This is a genomic window from Bradyrhizobium barranii subsp. barranii, from assembly GCF_017565645.3.
GTDB lineage: Bacteria > Pseudomonadota > Alphaproteobacteria > Rhizobiales > Xanthobacteraceae > Bradyrhizobium > Bradyrhizobium barranii.
Genome location: NZ_CP086136.1, coordinates 4,093,806 through 4,112,228, shown reverse-complemented (window position 1 = coordinate 4,112,228; position 18,423 = coordinate 4,093,806). Strand labels below are relative to the sequence as shown.

The 18,423-nt window shown below is 65.8% G+C and carries 18 protein-coding genes; 13 read left to right on the top strand and 5 right to left on the bottom strand.

What is annotated here, in order from left to right; translation table 11 throughout:
• Positions 1–17 precede the first annotated feature (17 nt).
• Genes J4G43_RS19365 through J4G43_RS19305 form a run of 13 tightly spaced genes read left to right on the top strand, consistent with a single transcriptional unit; the run spans position 18 to position 13,751 of the window.
• Positions 18–2,930, top strand: coding sequence for a flotillin family protein (locus tag J4G43_RS19365; RefSeq protein ID WP_208085970.1), 2,913 nt, complete (start codon positions 18–20; stop codon positions 2,928–2,930).
• A gap of 9 nt (positions 2,931–2,939) precedes the next feature.
• Positions 2,940–3,377: an SRPBCC family protein gene (locus J4G43_RS19360; RefSeq protein ID WP_208085969.1), complete on the top strand. Its 438-nt coding sequence runs from the start codon at positions 2,940–2,942 to the stop codon at positions 3,375–3,377.
• A 5-nt stretch (positions 3,378–3,382) separates the two neighbouring features.
• Positions 3,383–3,826 carry an SRPBCC family protein gene (locus J4G43_RS19355; RefSeq protein ID WP_135215379.1) on the top strand — a complete coding sequence of 148 codons (444 nt, stop codon included), beginning with the start codon at positions 3,383–3,385 and terminating at the stop codon, positions 3,824–3,826.
• Positions 3,827–3,828: 2 nt separating this feature from the next.
• Entirely contained in the window at positions 3,829–4,647 is an 819-nt protein-coding gene (locus J4G43_RS19350) for an FAD binding domain-containing protein (RefSeq protein WP_085400985.1), read from the top strand.
• Positions 4,648–4,653: 6 nt separating this feature from the next.
• Entirely contained in the window at positions 4,654–5,130 is a 477-nt protein-coding gene (locus J4G43_RS19345; RefSeq protein ID WP_208085968.1) for a (2Fe-2S)-binding protein, read from the top strand.
• 11 nt (positions 5,131–5,141) lie between these two features.
• Positions 5,142–6,734, top strand: coding sequence for a xanthine dehydrogenase family protein molybdopterin-binding subunit (locus tag J4G43_RS19340; protein WP_208085967.1), 1,593 nt, complete (start codon positions 5,142–5,144; stop codon positions 6,732–6,734).
• The gene (locus J4G43_RS19335; protein WP_208085966.1) at positions 6,734–7,756 is read left to right on the top strand and encodes a xanthine dehydrogenase family protein molybdopterin-binding subunit; all 1,023 of its coding nucleotides are present in this window, start codon (positions 6,734–6,736) and stop codon (positions 7,754–7,756) included. Before J4G43_RS19340 ends, J4G43_RS19335 begins: the two co-directional genes overlap by 1 nt.
• Before the next feature lie 8 nt (positions 7,757–7,764).
• Complete coding sequence (locus J4G43_RS19330) at positions 7,765–8,646, top strand: AAA family ATPase (RefSeq protein ID WP_208085965.1); 882 nt, start codon at positions 7,765–7,767, stop codon at positions 8,644–8,646.
• Positions 8,643–9,764 carry a vWA domain-containing protein gene (locus J4G43_RS19325; RefSeq protein WP_208085964.1) on the top strand — a complete coding sequence of 374 codons (1,122 nt, stop codon included), beginning with the start codon at positions 8,643–8,645 and terminating at the stop codon, positions 9,762–9,764. Before J4G43_RS19330 ends, J4G43_RS19325 begins: the two co-directional genes overlap by 4 nt.
• Positions 9,761–10,645, top strand: coding sequence for an amidohydrolase family protein (locus J4G43_RS19320; protein WP_208085963.1), 885 nt, complete (start codon positions 9,761–9,763; stop codon positions 10,643–10,645). The genes J4G43_RS19325 and J4G43_RS19320 overlap by 4 nt, the downstream gene beginning before the upstream one ends.
• A 30-nt stretch (positions 10,646–10,675) precedes the next feature.
• A complete protein-coding gene (locus tag J4G43_RS19315) occupies positions 10,676–11,524 on the top strand; it encodes an N-acyl homoserine lactonase family protein (protein WP_028147221.1) in 849 nt (282 codons plus the stop codon).
• 22 nt (positions 11,525–11,546) lie between these two features.
• Positions 11,547–13,121, top strand: coding sequence for an isochorismatase family protein (locus J4G43_RS19310; protein ID WP_208085962.1), 1,575 nt, complete (start codon positions 11,547–11,549; stop codon positions 13,119–13,121).
• A 3-nt stretch (positions 13,122–13,124) separates the two neighbouring features.
• Positions 13,125–13,751 (top strand): FMN-dependent NADH-azoreductase, encoded by a 627-nt coding sequence (locus J4G43_RS19305; protein ID WP_208085961.1) that lies wholly within the window; start codon positions 13,125–13,127, stop codon positions 13,749–13,751.
• A gap of 71 nt (positions 13,752–13,822) precedes the next feature.
• On the opposite strand, the gene J4G43_RS19300 is transcribed toward J4G43_RS19305, so the two are convergent.
• From J4G43_RS19300 to J4G43_RS19280, 5 genes are read right to left on the bottom strand one after another with little or no spacing between them, the layout of a single operon-like run.
• The gene (locus J4G43_RS19300) at positions 13,823–14,872 is read right to left on the bottom strand and encodes a LacI family DNA-binding transcriptional regulator (protein ID WP_208085960.1); all 1,050 of its coding nucleotides are present in this window, start codon (positions 14,870–14,872) and stop codon (positions 13,823–13,825) included.
• A complete protein-coding gene (locus tag J4G43_RS19295; RefSeq protein WP_014496439.1) occupies positions 14,869–15,513 on the bottom strand; it encodes a ThuA domain-containing protein in 645 nt (214 codons plus the stop codon). The genes J4G43_RS19300 and J4G43_RS19295 overlap by 4 nt, the downstream gene beginning before the upstream one ends.
• Positions 15,514–15,523: 10 nt before the next feature.
• A complete protein-coding gene (locus tag J4G43_RS19290) occupies positions 15,524–16,621 on the bottom strand; it encodes a Gfo/Idh/MocA family protein (RefSeq protein WP_208085959.1) in 1,098 nt (365 codons plus the stop codon).
• 22 nt (positions 16,622–16,643) lie between these two features.
• Positions 16,644–17,492, bottom strand: coding sequence for a carbohydrate ABC transporter permease (locus J4G43_RS19285; RefSeq protein WP_208085958.1), 849 nt, complete (start codon positions 17,490–17,492; stop codon positions 16,644–16,646).
• Positions 17,485–18,423, bottom strand: coding sequence for a carbohydrate ABC transporter permease (locus tag J4G43_RS19280; protein ID WP_135215391.1), 939 nt, complete (start codon positions 18,421–18,423; stop codon positions 17,485–17,487). Before J4G43_RS19280 ends, J4G43_RS19285 begins: the two co-directional genes overlap by 8 nt.

The following is an 18,423-nucleotide window of genomic DNA, read 5'->3' as shown; positions in this document are numbered from 1 at the left end:
GGTCGAGGGAGGGAAATATGTCAGGGACTCTGGTCGGTGAATTGATCCTCTGGCTGATCGTCGCCATCGTGGTGATCGTGGTCGGCGTCTACATCGTGAACTGGCTCTACCATCGCTCCTCCAAGGAGACCTCATTCGTCCGGACCGGCCTGCTTGGCGAGCGCGTCGTGATCAACGGCGGCGCCTTCGTGCTGCCCTTCATCCACGATTACACGCCGGTCAACATGAACGTGCAGCCGATGGGCATCGTGCGCTCCCGGCAGGACGCCGTGATCACCCGTGACCGCATGCGCGTCGACATCGAGGCTGACTTCTATGTCCGCGTTCAGGCGACCCGCGAAGCCGTGTCCATCGCCGCCGCCACGCTCGGCCGCCGCACCATGGAGCCCGAGAAGCTCCACGCCCTCCTCGCCGGCAAATTCATCTCCGCGATCCGTTCGATTGCCTCGGAGATGACCCTGGAGCAGATGCACGAGCAGCGCGGCGAGTATGTGGCCCGCGTCAAGGCGAACGCGGCTGAGGCCCTCGCTCAGAACGGACTCGAGCTGGAATCCGTTGCGATCACCGATCTCGACCAGACCGATCTCGAATTCTTCAATCCCTCGAACCGCTTCGACGCCGAAGGTCTGACACGCCTGATGGAGGACATCGAGGCCAAGCGCAAGCTGCGCAACGACATCGAGCAGGATTCGATGATCAAGATCCGCTCCCGCAATCTGGAGGCCGAGCGACAGGCCCTCGAGATCGAGCGCGAAAGCGAGACGGCGCGCCTCGAGCAGGAGCGTGACATCGAGATGCGCCGCGCCCTGCAACGCACCGAGGTCGCGCGTGAGCGGGCCTTGCGCGAGACCGAGGCCGAGCAGGCGCAGATTTCCGCGCGGGAGACCATCGAGAAGGCACGCATCGCCAACGACCAGGCGATCGCGGAAGCCCGCATCGCCTCGGAGCGCGAGACGCGCCAACGGGAGATCGAGCGCACCCGCACCATCGAAGAGAAGGAACTGTTCGCCCGCGAGGAGATCGAGAAGACCCGGATCGCTAACCAGCGCTCGATCGACACCAGCCGCATCGCCTCCGAGCGCGAGGTGCGCCAGCGCGAAATCGAGCGGATGCGTACTATCGAGGAAGCCGAGATCGCCGCCCGCGAGGCGATCGAGAAAGCGCGCATCCAGCAGGACCGGGTGGTGACCGACGCCCGTATTGCCAATGAAGAAGAGACACGGCGCCGCGAGATCGAGCGGACCCGCGCCGTCGACGAAGCCGAGATCGCCGCCCGCGAAGCGACCGAAAAGGCCCGCATCGCCCAGACCCTGATTGTCAATGTCGAGCGCATCGCGTCAGACGAGCGCACCCGCGCGCTTGAGATCCAGCAGGTGCGCACGATCCAGGAAGCCGAGATCGAGGCCCAGCGCGCGGTCGAGGCCGCGCGCATCGCCCGCGAGCGGACGCTTGCCGCCGAGCGCATCGCCGCTGAGCAGAATACGCGGCAATTGGAGATCGAGCGGAACCAGGCACTCGACGTCGCGGGAATCAGCGCGCGCGAAGCCACCGAAGCCTCCCGCATCGCCCAGGAAGAACGAGTTCGTTCGCTCGAGATCGCCCGCAACCGCGCCGTCGAGGAAGCCGATATCGCCTCCCGCGAAGCGATCGAGGCCGCGCGCATCGCGCAGGAGAAGGCGATCGCGGCCGAGCGGATCCAGGCCGACAGGGAGACCAAGGCGCTGGAGATCGAGCGAACCGCCGCAGTCGAGGCGGCTGACCTCAAGCGGCGCGACGTGATCGAGCGCCAGCGCATCGGCGTCGATCTCGCGCTGGAGTCCGAGCGGATCAATTCGTCCAAGAAGCGCGAAGTGCTCAATATCGAGCAAAAGAAGGCGATCGAGATCGCGGACGAGGACCGCGTCATCGCGCTCTCCACCAAGCGCTCCGAACGCATCGACGCCGACCGCCAGGTCAAGCAGGCCGAGATCGTCGCACGCAAAGACGTCGAGACCACCGACGTCTCGCGCGAGCAGGCGCTGGAGGCGGCGCGGATCGAACGCCGCCGCTCGATCGAGCAACTCGAGGTCGCCCGCGTCCAGTCGCTCCAGGAAGCCGAGATTGCCGCGCGCGAGGAGGTCGAGCGCGCCCGCATTGCCTCCGATCGCGGCCTGGATGAAGCCCGCATCGGCCGTGAGCGCGAGCTGCGGAAGCTCGAAGTCAATCGCGAGAAGGAGGTCGAGACCGTTCTGATGGAGAAGGCGATCGCGATCCACCTGAAGTCGCTGGAAGAATCCGCCGCCAGGGCCTCGGCCGAGGAAGCGCGGATACATGCGACGGAGGCCACCGAGCGCGTCATCACCGCACGTGAAAACGAGATCGCCAGGCGTCGCAAGAGCGTGGAAATCGTGATCGCCGAGAAGCAGGCCGAGGAGACCCGAATTGCCGCCGAAGCCGAACGCGTGCGCGCGGCCGTCGAGGCCGAGGCGCAGCGGCTGCTCAACGAGGCCGAGAACGTGCTGACCGACCAGGCTCGCTACTCGCTGTTCCGCAGAAAGCTGCTCGACCGCATCGAAGGCATCGTGCGCGAGAGCGTCAAGCCAATGGAGAAGATCGAGGGCATCCGCATCCTCCAGGTCGACGGCCTCAACGGCAACGGCCATGGTGGCAATGGCGGCCGCAGCGCCACCGACGAGGTGATCGACTCGGCGCTGCGCTACCGCGTCCAGGCGCCGCTCATCGATTCGCTTCTGGCGGATATCGGCGTCGAGGGCGGCAGCCTCGCCAAGATGCCGGGCCTGATCCGCGAGGCCCGCGACATGCAAGGCATCAAGGAGGCCGCCCGCAAGGGCGGCGGTGGAGGCGGAGGCGGCGAGAAGCCGGCTGCAGCTCCCTCGCCTTCCACCGAGGGCGAACCGTCCGCGGAGCGCAGCCCCCGGAAGAAGAGCTGAGGTCGCATCATGGCCCGCGTCTATGTCTCAACCGTCGTCAGTGCGCGCAACGATCGCGTCTGGGCGCGGGTGCGCGACTTCAACGGCATGCCGAACTGGCATCCCGCGATCGCGGAAAGCCGGATCGAGGGCGGCGAGCCCTCGGACAAGATCGGCTGTGTCAGGGATTTTCGCCTGCGCAACGGCGACCGCATCCGCGAAAAGCTGCTCGGCCTTTCCGACTACGACATGTTCTGCACCTATTCGATCCTGGAATCCCCCATGGGCGTCGAGAATTACGTCGCGACGTTGCGGCTAACGCCGGTCACCGACGGCGACCAGACCTTCATGGAGTGGACCGCCGAGTTCGACTGCGCACCCGAACGGGAAGCGGAGCTCGTCGGCAATATCGGCGGCGGCGTGTTCCAGGGCGGCTTCGACGCCCTCAAGCGCCAGTTCGGAGGGTGAGCTCCGTGCCGCATATCGTCAAGAGCACGATCCTGGATGCGTCCACCGATGCGGTGTGGAACGTGCTGCGCGATTTCAACGGACACGATCGCTGGCATCCGGCGGTCGCGAGCTCCACGATCGAGCGCGCGCACTCCCCTGACAAGATCGGCTGTGTCAGGCGCTTCAAGCTGCAGGATGGATCTGAGCTGCGCGAGCAATTGCTGGCGCTGTCCGATCTCGAGCAGACCTTCAGCTATTGCCTGCTCGATACGCCGGTGCCGATGTTCAACTACGTGGCGCATGTCCGCCTGCTGCCGGTGACCGACGGCGACCGCACCTTCTGGCACTGGGAGTCGCGCTTCAGCACCAGGCCGGAGGACCGCGATCGCATCATCCACATGGTCGCAGAAGACATCTATCAAGCCGGCTTCGAGGCGATCCGCCGGCACCTGAAGGAGGCGGCATAGCAATGGCCGTGACAGTGAAGACTTTTGCCAGCACCAGCGAAGCGGCCGGCGCGCTGTCGGCAGATCGCGGCGCACGCTATCTCGGCGGCGGCACGCTGGTGATGCGGGCGCTGAATGAGGGTGACGTCTCTGTCTCGACCGTCATCCGCGCCAGCGACCAGGCCCTGACCCGGATCGACGCGTCGGGCCCGCGCGTGACGCTTGGGGCCGGCATCACCTTCGCAAAAATCCTCGCCGAGCGCGACCTCGGCTTCCTGCATGCCCCTGCCCGCTCGATCGGCGGACCTGCGGTGCGCAACATGGGCACGGTCGGGGGCAACCTGTTCGCGCCAAGTCCCTATGGCGACTTCACGGTGGCGCTGCTTGCGCTCGATGCCACCGTCGCCGTGCAGGGCGGCTTTGGCACACGCGACATCGCCATCGAAGAGTTCTTGCAGTCGCGCGAGCGGCAGGCCGGCACGCTGGTGCTCTCGGTGTCCTGCGCACGGCCGGCGAGCGCGGACGCCTTCCGCTATCACAAGGTCGCCCGTATCAAGCCAAAGGGCGGCTCCGTCATTACGCTCGCAGCCCATCTGCCGATCAGCGGCGGACGGATCGCCGGGGCACGGATCGCGCTGGGCTCGATGGCGCCGACCCAGATTCGGGCACGCGCCGCCGAGCGTGTGCTCGAGGGACGTTCGCTGGATGCCGCGACCATCGCTGCCGCGGCGTCCGCCGTCACCGAGGGCACCTCCCCCTTCGACAACGCGCTCGGCAGCGCCTGGTATCGCCGCGAGATCGCCGGCGTACATCTGCGCCGTCTCCTCTCGGGTCAGGAATAGCTCGTCATGGCCAAGACCGCCCTGCAATTTCGTCATAACGGCCGCGACGTCGCGATCTTCGTCGATGGCGGCACCAATCTGCTGGTCGCTCTGCGCGAACTGATCGGCGATATGACGCCGAAATTCGGCTGCGGCCAGGGCGGCTGTGGCACCTGCAGTGTGCTGATCGACGGCGAGCTGCACCTGTCATGCCTGACGCTGGCGGAAATCGTTGCCGGCCGATCGGTCGAGACGCTCGACGGCCTCAAGCAGGGCCCGAACCTGCATCCGCTCCAGCGTGCCTTCGCCGACAATTTTGCCGCTCAATGCGGCTATTGCACGCCGGGCATGCTGATGGCCGCAAAGGCGCTGCTCGATCGCAATCCGCAGCCTAGCCGCGCCGAGGTCGTCGAGGCGATCTCCGGCAACATCTGCCGCTGCACCGGGTACGAACCCATCATCGATGCCATCCTCGCCGCTTCGGGCGGCCGGGCCAGTGCCTAAAGGATCTTGTCATGCTGGAACTGCGCAAGGACATTTTCGCCGACGAGCGCGACGACAATCTCAATGAGATCGGCAAGGGCACGCAGCGCCAGGACATGCTCGGCCATGTCACGGGCACGTCGAGCTATTTCAACGACCACAAGCTTCAGGGCATGCTGCATCTGAAAGTGGTCCGCTCGACGCAGGCGCACGCGCGGTTGCGCCATATCGACACCACGGAAGCCGAACGCTCGCCCGGCGTACGCCGGATCATCCGCGGCGCCGACGTGCCGCGCAATCTCAACACGCTTCTCAGCCTCATCAACTTCGGCAAGGACGACGAGCCTACGCTGGCGGCGGACAAGGTCCGCTACAAGGGCGAACCGGTCGTGGCTATCGTCGCGGACAGCGAGCGCGAGGCGTTCGAGGCAATCGCAAAGGTGCGGATCGACTACGAGCCGCTGCCCGTCGTGCTCGACGTCGAAGACGCGCTCAAGTCCGGGGCGCCCGTCGTCAACGAGACCTATCCGAAGAACGCCTTCATCTATTACGACGTCCATGATCACCAGAAGCTGCGCTTCGGCGATGCCGACGCCGCGCTCGCGACCGCCGACCACGTGCTCGAACAGCGCTACCAGATGTCGCCGATCGAGCACGCGCCAACCGAAACCAATGGCGCGATCGCCGCGCCCGACACCAACGGCCGCTACGTCGTCTACACCTCGACGCAAGCATTGTTCTTCTCGGTCGACACCTGCGCCAAGATCCTGGACCTGCCATCCAACACCTTCCACTTCATCGGCGGCACCGTCGGCGGCGGCTTTGGCGGCAAGGTGGATACGCTGACCGAGCCGCTCGCGATCCTGGGTGCGATGCTGACCGGGCGTCCCGTCCGCTACGTGTTCGGGCGCGAGGAGGAGATGCAATACGGCCCGCCTCGCGGCGCCGAGCGCATCTACATCAAGGACGGCGTGATGCGCGACGGCCGCATCGTTGCGCGCAAGATCCGCGCCTATTTCGACAGCGGCGCCTATACGCGGCTGTCCAGCTACGCCGCCGTGAAATGCGCCGCGCATTTGCCCGGGCCCTATACCATCCCGAACGTCTATGGCGACGTCTATTGCGTCTTCACCAACCGGACGCCCGCGACCGCGATGCGCGGTTTCGGCGTCACCGCGATGGATTTTGCGATCGAGTGCCAGATGGACAAGCTGGCGAACCTCGTCGGCATGGACCCGATGGAGTTCCGGATCCTCAATGCCTATCGCGACGGCGACATGAAGGCCCATCGGCGCGAAGCCAAGAACACCGCGCTGATCGAATGCGTCCAGGTCGCCGCCGAGAAGGCGAAATGGCCGATCCGCGAGGAGTTCAAGCGAGCGTCGTCGCGCAAGGACGGCGGCGGCAGCCGCGCCGTGATCCCGCCGACACCGACGGATTCGCGCAGCCGGCCGGCCGCACCAGTCCAGCAGCGCACCAGCTATGACCGGCTCCCGCCCACCGTCACCCGCGAACCACCGCGTGAGCCGCCGCCCCCTGCGCCGTCGCCACCTCCACCGCGGCCGGCCGCGCCCTCGCATGGCGCGCCCCGCTTCTCCTCCGTGTTCGGCACCAGGAGGCGCTGATGACCCTGCATCGCGGACGCGGCATGGCGTCGATCAACTATCCCATCGGCATGAATCTCGGCGGCGATCCCAGCCAGGCGTTGGTTCATTCCAACCCGAGCGGCAAGTTCACGGTGGCGCTGTCGTCGATCGACCTCGGCCAGGGCATGAAGTCGGTGACGCGGCAGATCTGCGCGGAGACGCTGGGCGTTCCCGTCGAGGACGTCTATGTCGATACCGCGGATTCCGACACCGGTCCGCATTGCATGGGCTCCTTCGCCTCGCGCGGCACCCATCGCGTCGGCAATGCGGTGATGGCCGCGGCGCGCGAGGCACGCGGCGTGATGATGGAGGCGGCTGCCGAGGAGCTCGAGGTCAACGCCGCCGATCTCGAAACCGACGGACGTGGCAACATCCACGTCAAGGGTGCGCCGCATCGCTCGATCTCGACCAAGGACGTCGCCATCGCCGCCCAGTTCAAGCAGGCCAAGACCATCTCCGGCCGTGGCATATTCCTCGTGCCTCTGTCCAACGTCGACCCCGAAACCGGCGAGATGTCGCCGGCGACCTGCTACGCCCATGCCTGTCTCGTGGCGGAGGTCGAGGTCGACGACGAGACCGGTGAAGTCGCGATGGTCCGGATGGACTCTGCCTACGAGCTCGGCCGCGCGCTCAATCCGCGCCTGGTCGAGCAGCAGCTCGTGGGCGGCGCCTGGATGGGCATCAGCCACGCGCTGTACGAGACCACGGAGCCTCACTATCCCGACCCTGTTCACGGCCCCCGCGACTTCGTCGAATATCTGATGCCCGGCCCGGGTGACATTTGCCCGCACGATATCGCCGTGCTGGAGCGCCCCGCGCCAGATGGACCGTTCGGCGCCAAAGGACCGGGCGAAATGTGCGCCAATCCCGTGCTGCCGGCTGTCGCGAATGCGATTTTCAACGCCGTCGGCGTGCGCATCGACGATCTGCCGATTACGCCGGAAAAGGTGCTGCGCGCGATCAAGACCCAGGGCGGCGCGCGGCCACAGGCGCGACGCTGAGACTGGCCATGGCAGTCCGCAGCAACATCGTTGGCATCGACAGCCCCGAAGCGCTGGAGAAGGCGCTTCGGGCAGCCTATTACCTCGCCGATGAAGGGCTCGCGACCGCGGCCTATCTCGGCCTTGCCCTCGGCAAGCCGCTCCTGCTCGAAGGCGCCCCCGGCGTCGGCAAGACCGAGGCCGCGAAAGCCATCGCCGCCGTCCTCGGCCGCCGCCTCATCCGCCTGCAATGCTACGAGGGCATCGACGCCTCGGCCGCGCTCTACGAGTGGAACTATCCACGCCAGATGCTCGCGATCCGCCAGGCTGGCGACGAGAGCATCGACATCTATGGCGAGACGTTTCTGATTGAGCGGCCGATGCTGGCGACGCTTCGCGCACCCGACTCCACCGTGCTGCTGATCGACGAGATCGACCGCGCCGACCAGGAGTTTGAGGCGTTCCTGCTCGAATTTCTCTCGGACTTCCAGATCTCGATCCCGGAACGCGGCACGGTGCGCGCGGCCGAACGTCCTGTCGTCGTGCTGACATCTAACCGGACGCGCGACCTACACGAAGCCCTGCGCCGCCGCTGTGTCTATCACTGGATCGACTATCCCACTGAAGAGCGGGAGGCGCGTATCGTGATGCTGCGGGCCTCCAGCGTCGCCGAGGCGACAGCGCGGGCCGTCGTCGCGGCCGTCGGCAAATTGCGCCGCGAGCCGCTCAGCAAGGCACCAGGCATCGCGGAAGCCGTCGACTGGGCTGAAGCGGCGACGCTCCTTCACAAGGGCGGTGCGCGCTGGCCCGACGCCTTCAAATGCTCGATCGGCGTGGCGCTGAAAGACGAGGAAGACCTGCACTTCATCTCGCCCCGGCTCGACGTCATGCTCGCGGAGGCAACCGCATGAGCACCGAGCCTGAGCTTCCACGCGCTGCCCGCATCTTCGTCTCCTTCGTCGCGCTGCTGCGCGCCAACGGCTTTGCCGTCGCGCCCGAGCAGACCACCTCCTATCTCGCCGCGATCGAGCTGCTCGGGCCGCGCGACCTCAACGACATCTGGCAATCGGCGCTGGCCACACTCGCCCCGCCACCCGAGCGCCGCAAGACCTTCGACCGGCTGTTCGACCTGCACTTCCGCGGCAGCGAAGCCATCGAACATGTCGATGACGGCGACGACGACGAGACTGTCCGGCTCCAGGAAGAGGGCCGCGGCGAACAGGAACCCCTGTTCTCCGACGACGCCAACGAATCCGGCCTCGCCGCGACGCGCGCCGAGGCGCTGGTGGAGCGCCGCTTCGCCCAGCTCTCCACCACCGACGCGCTCCGGCGCCTGGCCCGCGAGGCCTCCCGGCGCCTGCCGCAGCGTCGCGGCCACCGGCGCATGCGCGCCCGCCGCGGGCCGTTTGCCGACCTTCGCCGAACCCTGCGCGAGTGTGTCCGGAACGACGGCGAGATCCTGCGGCTCGGGCACCTGAAGCGGCGCCCGCGCCGACGAAAACTCCTGCTGCTGATTGACGTCTCCGGCTCGATGAAGACGCGCACCGAGGAGAACATGAAGCTCGCGCATGCGCTGGTACAGGCCGCGCCCAATGTCGAGGTCTTCACCTTCGGCACGCGGCTGACCCGCGTCACCCGCCCGTTGCGCCTCAAGCGGCGCGAGCAGGCGCTGAGCGCGGCGGCGCACCTCGTCAGCGACTGGGATGGCGGCACCCGCATCGGCGACGCGCTGCAAGCCTTCCTCGCGGTGCCGCGGTTCGGTGGTTACGCGCGAGGCGCGGCCGTCGTCGTCGTGTCGGACGGGCTGGAGCGCGGCGAAGTCGATGCGTTACGCGACGCGGTCGCAAAGCTGTCGCGGCGCGCCTGGCGCGTGAGCTGGCTGACGCCGCTCGCGACGGGCCCGGACTTCCGCCCACAGACCGAGGCGCTGGTGGCCATCCAGCCCTTCGTCGATGATCTCGTGGATGGCGGTTCAAGCGCGTCGATTGTCGCGCACATTCTGACGTTGGGACGGAGGAGAGCGGCGTGAGCGACATTGTCGACGGCCATCATCACATCTGGCGGCAGGCCGACCTGCCCTGGCTGACCGGCCCGATGCAGCCGCGCATCTTTGGACCCTACGAGCCGATCCGTCGCGATTATCCGATCCGGGAATATCTCGACGACCTCAAGGGCACCGGCGTCACCCGTTCGGTCTATGTCCAGACCAACTGGGCCAACGACCGTTTCGAGGACGAGGCAGCCTGGGTCCAGCAGACTGCCGACGAGCACGGCTGGCCGCATGCCATCGTCGCCTACGCCGATTTCGCCGTCGACGACGTGCGCCCGCAACTCGATCGCCTGAAGCGCTACCCGCTCGTGCGCGGCGTGCGCATGCAGCTGCACTGGCACGACAATCCGCTCTATCGCTTCGCGGCCAAGCCCGATCTCTGCGTCGATCCCATGGTCCGCCGCAACATCGCACGCCTGGCCGATTACGGTTGGAGCTTTGACCTCCAGGTCTTCACGCCGCAGATGCCGGATGCAGCGCTGCTCGCCGAGTCCTGCCCCAGGGTGACCTTCATCCTCCAGCATGCCGGCATGCTGGAGGACCTCTCGCCGGCGGGCCGGGCCGCCTGGCGCGCCGGGATGGCCCGGCTCGCAACCTGTCCGAACGTGGTCTCAAAACTCTCCGGGCTCGGCACCTTCATCCATCGCAACGATCCCGCGCACATCGCGGCCGTCCTCACCGATACCGTCGCGATTTTCCGCGCGGAGCGCTGCCTGTTCGGCTCCAATTTTCCGATCGAGAAATTGTGGACCAGCTATCCGGAGCTCGTCGACGCCTTTCGTGCCGCAGCCGCGAGGCTGACGACCGAGCAGCAGGACGCAATCTTCAGGACGACGGCGACGCGCGTCTACCGGCTTTGACAGACAAGAACAGAACAGGGAGGGAAACGAATGGCGCTGGAGATCAAGATCCTGGACTATGGCGATATCGAGCTGGAATCGAGCTTTCTGGTCCTCGGCCGCGACTGCGGCCGCACACGCCGCGTCCTCACGCTCGGCTTTTTGATCCTCGGCGGCAAATATCCGGTCGTGGTCGATACCGGCTACCGCTCCAACCAGATCATGGAAACGCTGGGGATGCGCGGCCTGCAATACCACGAGCACATGATTGAGAACCAGCTCGCCCGCCACGGCGTGCGCATGGGCGACGTCCGCTTCGTCTGCCATACCCATCTGCACATCGACCACGCCGGCAAGGACGATCTGTTTCCGATGAACACGACCGTCGTCCTCAACCGGAAAGAACTCGAATATTCCGTCTCCGGCTTGATGCATCCGCAATATCCGGCGCCCGACATCAAGCATCTCATCGACCGACTGCACACCAAGAGTGCGCTGCGCTTCCTCGACCTCGAGATCACAGGTCCTATCGAGCTGATGCCCGGCGTCTATTGCGATGCGGCCAATGCACATACCGAGGGATCGATGAACGTCATCGTCGAGACAGCCGACGGAATCGCGACGATCTGCGGCGACGTGATCTACGACTTCAACGACCAGATCGTCACGCCCTTCAACGAGATCCACGACTGGGAGCCGCGGACGACGGGAAACCACGGCACCAGCAAGCGGGCCGAGAAGGCGTCGATCAAGAAGCTCCTGAGCAATTCGCGCTATCTGCTGCCGGTGCACGACAGGCCGGCCAAGATCGAGGGCGGCATGGTCGTCGGACGGCTGCACGACCAGGTCCCCGGCCCGATCGTGCAGTCGCTGCCTGCGCGCAACTGGTTCCCTGCCTGACGTGACCTGAGGATATCGACCGATGACGCACGTCACCTTGCGCTCCGAATTCGAGAGCCTGATCGACCCCTATGCGCCGGTCGCGCAGGTCGGAACGGGCTTTGACTTCACGGAGGGGCCGATCTGGCATCCGGTCGATCACTATCTCCTGTTCTCGGACATGCCGGGCGACGTGCGGCGACGCTGGGATTCGCGGCGCGGCGTCGCGGAGGTCAAGCGCCCGTCGAACAAATGCAACGGCATGACCTACGATGCCGAGCTCAATCTGATCGTCTGCGAGCACGCGACCTCGTCGCTGATCCGTGAGCGACCGGACGGGCGGCACGAGGTGCTGGCCTCGCACTTCCAGGGACAGGAGCTCAACAGCCCCAACGACGTCTGCGTGCACTCCTCCGGTGCCATCTATTTCTCCGATCCCTGGTATGGCCGCATGCCGGTCTATGGCGTCGAGCGGCCGCGCCAACTCGGCTTCCAGGGCGTCTATCGCGTCATGCCCGGCGGCGAGCCGACGCTCGTGGTGGACCGCAATTTGTTCGACCAGCCGAACGGGCTGTGCTTCTCGCCCGACGAGAAACTGCTCTATGTCAACGACACCGTGCAGGCGCTGATCCGCGTATTCGACGTCAACGGCGACGGCTCGCTGTCGAACGCGCGCGTGTTTGCGAGCGGCATCCGCTCCGAGCTGGAGCCGGGCCTGCCCGACGGCATGAAGTGCGACCAGCATGGCAATGTCTGGGTCACCGCGCCCGGCGGCGTCTGGGTCTATTCACCGCGCGGCGAGCTGCTCGGGAAAGTCCGCGTGCCTGAGCTCGTCGCCAACCTTGCCTGGGGTGGCCCGGATTTCCGCACGCTCTATTTGACGTCGACGCATTCGGTCTATTCGATCCCGACCAAGGCCGGGCCGCGCCACGAGCCCTATATGAGCGGCAAACGCGGCAGCGGCGGCGCAAGTGCCGGCCCCGCCTCTGCGGCGCCCATCCTCGCCGACGGCGAGATGCGGCTCGATCCGAGCCGCTGCGCCATGATCATCCAGGATCTTCAGAACGACGTCATCATGGATGGCGGCGCGTTCGCCGAGTCAGGCGCACCGGGTCATGCGAAGCAACAGCATGTGGTCGAGAACGTCCGGCGCTTGGCGGAGACAGCTCGCGCGCGCGGCGTCGCCATCATCCACGTCTGGTTTGTGGTCGAGCCCGGCGCCCCCGGCGTGACGCTGAACGCACCGCTGTTCGAGGGTCTCGTCGACAGCAAGGCGATGGTGCGCGGCAGCTGGGGCGCCGCCCCGGTCTCCGGCCTCGAGCCGCGGCCCGGCGATTTCGTCGTCGAGAAGATGCGGATGAGCGCCTGGGAGGGCACCCGGCTGGAGACGATCCTCAAGGCCACGGGGCGCGACATGATCATCAATACCGGCGCATGGACCAACATGTCGGTCGAGCACACCGCGCGCACCGGCGCCGACAAGGGCTATTTCATGATTGTGCCGGAAGACTGCTGCTCGACCATGAATGCCGACTGGCACTCCGCCTCGATCAATTTTGCCATGCAGAACGTCGCAATCGTCACCCGGGCGGACGCCGTCATCAGAGCGCTGGGATGAGTGGTGGCAAAGCTTTTGCACCTCTCCTGCTCGCCCCGCGCCGACTCCGAGTCGAGCGCCGGCGCGCGCGTCTTTCTTGACGGATTTCGGCAGGCCCGTCCGGACTGGGATATCGACGTCGTGGATCTCTGGCGCGAGCGGCTGCCGGAATTCGCAGGTCCCATCGTCGAGGCCAAATATGCGCGCATGAAGGCGCAGCCCTTCAACGACGCACAACGGGACAGCTTTGCCGAGGCGGAGCGGATGGCGCTGCGGTTTTCACTGGCCGATCGTGTGCTGATCTCGACGCCAATGTGGAACTTCAGCATTCCCTACAAGCTCAAGCAATGGTTCGATGTCATCGTCCAGCCCGGGCTCACCTTTCGTTTCGATCCCTCCCTGGGATATCTCCCGCTGCTGAAGGACCGGCCGACCACGGTGATCCTCGCCAGTGGCAGCGATTTCGCCACCGGAATGAACCGCGGACGCATCGACATGGCAACGCCTTACCTGCGGGAAATTTTGCGCTTTATCGGTATCAGCAATGTCCGTTTCGTGCCGATCGGGCCGACCACCGGACCGCAACAACCCATCGAGGCCGCCCGCGAAAGAGCCCATCAGCACATCGCAGCAATGGCAGCGAACTTCTGAGCACCGTTGAGGCCGCTGCGTCGCTTCGCGACATCTATCGAAGCAAGCTGCGTATCACCTGCGAACGCGAATCACGGCAGATTGTCGCGCAGAAAAATATCGATGCGGATGCGCTCCTGGTCGGGGCTGATCGGCTCATCCGAACAATGCGCGAGCAGAACTCGCGCAGCAGATCGCGCCTCGTGACCGGGATCCTGGTTGATGATGGCATCGAGCGTGCCACGGACCAGGAAACGCCGCGTGTACTGGGTCAGCTCGTGCGTGATCCAGACCACCTCACGCGCGCGGCCCGAGGTCTCCAGCGCATTGGCGATGCCGCGGTTCCCGGCGCCGCAGCAGTAGATGCCGCGGAGATCGACGTGGCGCGCCAGCAGCGCGGCCGTGAGCTCCCGCGTGCGCTCGCTGTCGTCGCGACCTTCGATCACCGGCAGCGCGAGCAGGTTCGGATACTCGCTGGACAGGATCTGGTGGAAGCCGAACTGCCGCTCGGTGTGATCGCGCAGCGATAACGATCCCGCGATCACGGCAACCTTCCCCTCGCGGCCGGCGAGGAAACGTCCCATCAGCGTTGCCGCAGTTCGCCCTGCGGCCGGGTTGTCGATACCGACATAATGCAGCCGCCGCGAACTCGGCGCGTCCGACACAAGGGTCACCACGGCGACCCCGCGCGCGGCGAGCTCGTCGATCGCGGCGCGCACCCTGGGATGGTCCAGCGCGATGACGGCGACGCCCTGATAGGCCGGCGACAGGTTTTCCAGCGCACCGGCGAGCACATCCGGATCGAACACGTCGACATGGAGGATATCGATGAAGCCGCGGTGGCCGGCGAGCCACTCCGCGGTGCGCTGGACCTGCTCGGCCAGGTTGGTCATGAAGCTGTTGCTGCCGCTCGGCAGCACGAAGGCGAAGCGGAACGTCTGCCCGCGGGCGAGCCGCGCGGCCGCGACGTCGGCACGATAGCCGAGTTTTGCAACCGCAGCTTCGACACGCGCGACGGTCTTGGCACGCACGCCCTCGCGCCGGTTGACGACTCGGTCGACGGTAGCGAGCGAAACGCCCGCCGCACGCGCGACGTCCTCCAGCGTGGCGCGAACCGCCGGCTGCGCCGCGCCAGCTGTCATTCGCGCGCCGCCCACAGCATGCCGCGAGTCATCAACGTTCGGATCTCCGGTACGTCGAGCTCGTAAGCGCGGTGGCCGAGCGAGGAGTAGAACACCCTGCCCGCGCCGTATCGCTTCTTCCAGACCACCGGCATCACCACGCCGTCGATCCAGGGCGCGTGCTCGCCGGTGAAGGTCGTCGTCGCCAGCACCTCGTTGGCGGGGTCGACATGCATGTAGTACTGCTCGGAACGATGCTCGAAACTCTTCAGCCCCTTCATGATGGGGTCATCCGGCTTCGTCAAGTCGACCTTGTAGTCGATGATGTTGCCGGGATGCGCGACCCACTGCCCGCCGCACAGGAACTGGTAGTCGACGGACTCGCGGAACGCATCGCACATTCCGCCATGATGGCCGGCCAGCCCGACGCCGCCACGCACCGCCGCGCAGAGATTGAGCGCTTCCGCCTTCTCGATCTTCGACATGGTGTAGATCGGGATGATCAGCGACAGATCGTGGATCGCGGGATCGGCGAACGCCGCCGTCGTGGTCTCGACCCGAACCTCAAAGCCTTCCGCCTTCAGCCAGCCGCGGATCATCGAGGCGCAGAGATCGGGATCGTGTCCCGGCCAGCCGCCCCATACAATCATTGCCTTGCGCATGGTCATTCCCTCAGTCGATCTGTCCGGTTTCACGTCCGGCCGGCAGCATTGCCGGCCGCTCGACACAGCTGCCGATCTTGACGCGGCGTCCTTCGTCGGCGGAGGTCTGGAACGCCTCCATCACCTCGAGCACATGGAAAGCGAGCGCGCCGCTGGCGCGATGCGGACGGTTGTTCAGGATCGCGGAGGCCATGTCGGCGACCCCGATGGAACGAAACTCGCCATCGACATGACCGTGGGTCAGCGGCACCGGCTCCCATTCACCGCCAGTCTTCGCGACCTGCACCTCGCCGCCAAACCGGTTCGGGTCCGGCACCAACATGCTGCCCTTGTCGCCATAGATCTCGATCGGCGCGTGCCGGTGCTTCGGTACATCGAAGCTCATCGCGATCGAGACGACCGCCCCGCTCTCGAATTCCAGCGTGCCGGCGACATGGGTCGAAACTTCGACCGGGATCAAGGCACCGTTCATCGGCTGGCTGGTGACCAACCGCTCGGATTTCGGACGCGCGGTCGAGCCCATCACGCTCGCGACCGGGCCAAGCAGCTGCACGAGATCCGTGATGTAGTACGGTCCCATGTCGAGCATCGGCCCCCCGCCGCGAAGGTAATAGAAGCCCGGCGACGGGTGCCAGCGCTCATGGCCAGGGCAGCCGAAGAAGACGCTGCCCGCGACCGGCGTGCCTATCGCGCCATCGTCGATCAGCTTGCGCGCGGTCTGGTGCCCACCGCCAAGGAACGTATCGGGCGCGCAGCCGACGCGAAGGCCCTTCTGCGCGGCGAGATCCATCACCTTGCGGGCTTCTGCGACGTCGATGCCGAGCGGCTTCTCGGAATGAACGTGCTTGCCGGCGTTCAGCACCGCGAGGCTGACGTCGGCGTGGGCGAGCGGCACGGTGAGATTGATGACGATCTCGACATCCTCTCGCTTGAGCAGTTGGTCGACCCGCATCGCCGGCAGCCCGAAGGCGGCGCCCTGCCGCTCTGCCGCATCGCTGCGCATGTCGGCCAGCGCCTTGATTTCCATGACCGGAAAGCGCTGGGCCGCCTTCAGATAGGCGGTGCTGATATTGCCGCAACCGATGATTCCGATGCCGACTTTTCTCATTGTAATCTCCGTAAGGTATCGTTCATCCCTTGACCGCGCCTGCGGTGAGGCCGGCGACGATGTGCTTCTGCGCCAGAAGAAACAGAATGATGGTGGGCAGGATGGTCAGCGTGATGAAGGCCAGGATCAGGTGCCATTCGGACGAATACTCGCCCTGATAAACCATGATGCCGAGCGGCCAGGGATAGAGCGCATCGGTGTTGAGCATCACCAGCGGCAACAGATAGGCGTTCCAGCTATTGACGAAAGTGATGGTCCCGACGGTCGCCAGGATCGGTCGCGACAACGGCAGCGTCACATAGCGGAAGAATTTGATATAGCTGCAGCCGTCGACCAGCGCGGCCTCGAGCAGTTCATAGGGAATGTCCTTGAAGAAGCGCCGCAGCAGCAGCACGCTCATCGCGAGGCTGAAGGCCACCTGCGGCAGCGCCACGCCAAAATAGGTATCGAGCAGCCCGAGATCGCGCACCTTGATGAAGAGCGGCAGCACCGCGGTCGCGGCCGGAAACAGCAGGCCGAGCGTCAGGTAGCTCAGCAGCATCGATGAGCCGTAGAACCTGACATGGGCGAAGGTGAACGCCGCCATCGAGGCGACGATCAGGGTCAGGGTCACCGTGAGCGTCGAGATGATCAGCGAGTTGCGCAAGAGCTGCCAGTAGCGCGAGGAGAACAGGATGTCGGCATAGTTCTGCCACTCCCAGCGACGTGGCAGGCCGAACGGATTGACGCGCAGTTCGCCGAGCGATTTGAAGCCGCCGAGCAAGGTCGCGAGCAGCGGCACCAGCACGAAGACGGCAACGACGGCGAGGAACACCGCCTTGAACAGCACGGCAGGATCGAACGGCGTACGACTGGTCTCGGTGCTACTCATCACGCATGAACCATCGCTTGTACGTGAAGGCAAAGGTCACGCAGATCGTGAACAGAATGACACCGATGGCGCTGCCATATCCGACCCGCATGCGGGAGATGCCGTTGTTGTAGAGAAAGCTCACCAGCGTGTTCGAGGAGTCCGCAGGCCCCCCGCGCGTCAGCGGCATGACGAGGTCGAACAGCTGCAGCGAGCCGACGATGGCGAAGAACACCGAGAGCCGAATCGTCGGATAGAGCAAGGGGATGACCACGTGTCGCAGGGCTTGCGAACGCGTCGCGCCGTCGATGCGCGCGGCCTCGATCAGGCTCTTGTCGAGGCCCTGGAGCGCCGCGATGAACAGCATCATGTGAAAACCGAAGTACTTCCAGACGACGACGATCAGCACGGCCAGCATTGCCGTATCGGTCGAGGCCAGCAGATGCGGGGGCTCGGCGCCGAAGCTGCGCCAGATCGAGGCGACAAGGCCGTAGTCGCCGTCGTAAACGAAGCTGAAGATCAGCCCGGTCGCGATCTCGGCCAGGATATAAGGCATGAAGAACAGCATGCGTAGCGCCACCGCCCCGCGGAAGCGTTCGGCGAGCATCAAGGCCAGCGTGAGCGCAAGCGGCAGCTGGATGGCGAGCGAAACAGCGATGATCAGCCCGTTGTTGCGCAGCGCGAGCCAGAAGGCGCGTGTCTCCAACACGAAACGGTAATTGTCGAAGCCGATCCAGTTGGTCGGCCTGCCGAACCCGTTCCAGTTGAAGGCCGAGTACCAGGCCGCCTCGCCGATCGGCAGCACCACGAACAGCGTGAACAACAGCAGCGCCGGCGGCAGGAACAGGATCAGGACCGTCAGCCTGCCGTCCCAGCTCGGGCCGCGCTCGGCGACCTGCGGGAGCTCACCGGCAACGTCCATCGCCGACACGCTCGCGGCCCGGCGTGCCAC

Excerpts from the sequence above, each read along its gene's own strand:
- J4G43_RS19365 (WP_208085970.1), top strand. The coding sequence starts at position 18 with ATGTCAGGGACTCTGGTCGGTGAATTGATCCTCTGGCTGATCGTCGCC.
- J4G43_RS19360 (WP_208085969.1), top strand. The coding sequence starts at position 2,940 with ATGGCCCGCGTCTATGTCTCAACCGTCGTCAGTGCGCGCAACGATCGC.
- J4G43_RS19350 (WP_085400985.1), top strand. The coding sequence starts at position 3,829 with ATGGCCGTGACAGTGAAGACTTTTGCCAGCACCAGCGAAGCGGCCGGC.
- J4G43_RS19345 (WP_208085968.1), top strand. The coding sequence starts at position 4,654 with ATGGCCAAGACCGCCCTGCAATTTCGTCATAACGGCCGCGACGTCGCG.
- J4G43_RS19340 (WP_208085967.1), top strand. The coding sequence starts at position 5,142 with ATGCTGGAACTGCGCAAGGACATTTTCGCCGACGAGCGCGACGACAAT.
- J4G43_RS19335 (WP_208085966.1), top strand. The coding sequence starts at position 6,734 with ATGACCCTGCATCGCGGACGCGGCATGGCGTCGATCAACTATCCCATC.
- J4G43_RS19330 (WP_208085965.1), top strand. The coding sequence starts at position 7,765 with ATGGCAGTCCGCAGCAACATCGTTGGCATCGACAGCCCCGAAGCGCTG.
- J4G43_RS19325 (WP_208085964.1), top strand. The coding sequence starts at position 8,643 with ATGAGCACCGAGCCTGAGCTTCCACGCGCTGCCCGCATCTTCGTCTCC.
- J4G43_RS19315 (WP_028147221.1), top strand. The coding sequence starts at position 10,676 with ATGGCGCTGGAGATCAAGATCCTGGACTATGGCGATATCGAGCTGGAA.
- J4G43_RS19310 (WP_208085962.1), top strand. The coding sequence starts at position 11,547 with ATGACGCACGTCACCTTGCGCTCCGAATTCGAGAGCCTGATCGACCCC.
- J4G43_RS19300 (WP_208085960.1), bottom strand. The coding sequence starts at position 14,872 with ATGACAGCTGGCGCGGCGCAGCCGGCGGTTCGCGCCACGCTGGAGGAC.
- J4G43_RS19295 (WP_014496439.1), bottom strand. The coding sequence starts at position 15,513 with ATGCGCAAGGCAATGATTGTATGGGGCGGCTGGCCGGGACACGATCCC.
- J4G43_RS19290 (WP_208085959.1), bottom strand. The coding sequence starts at position 16,621 with ATGAGAAAAGTCGGCATCGGAATCATCGGTTGCGGCAATATCAGCACC.
- J4G43_RS19285 (WP_208085958.1), bottom strand. The coding sequence starts at position 17,492 with ATGAGTAGCACCGAGACCAGTCGTACGCCGTTCGATCCTGCCGTGCTG.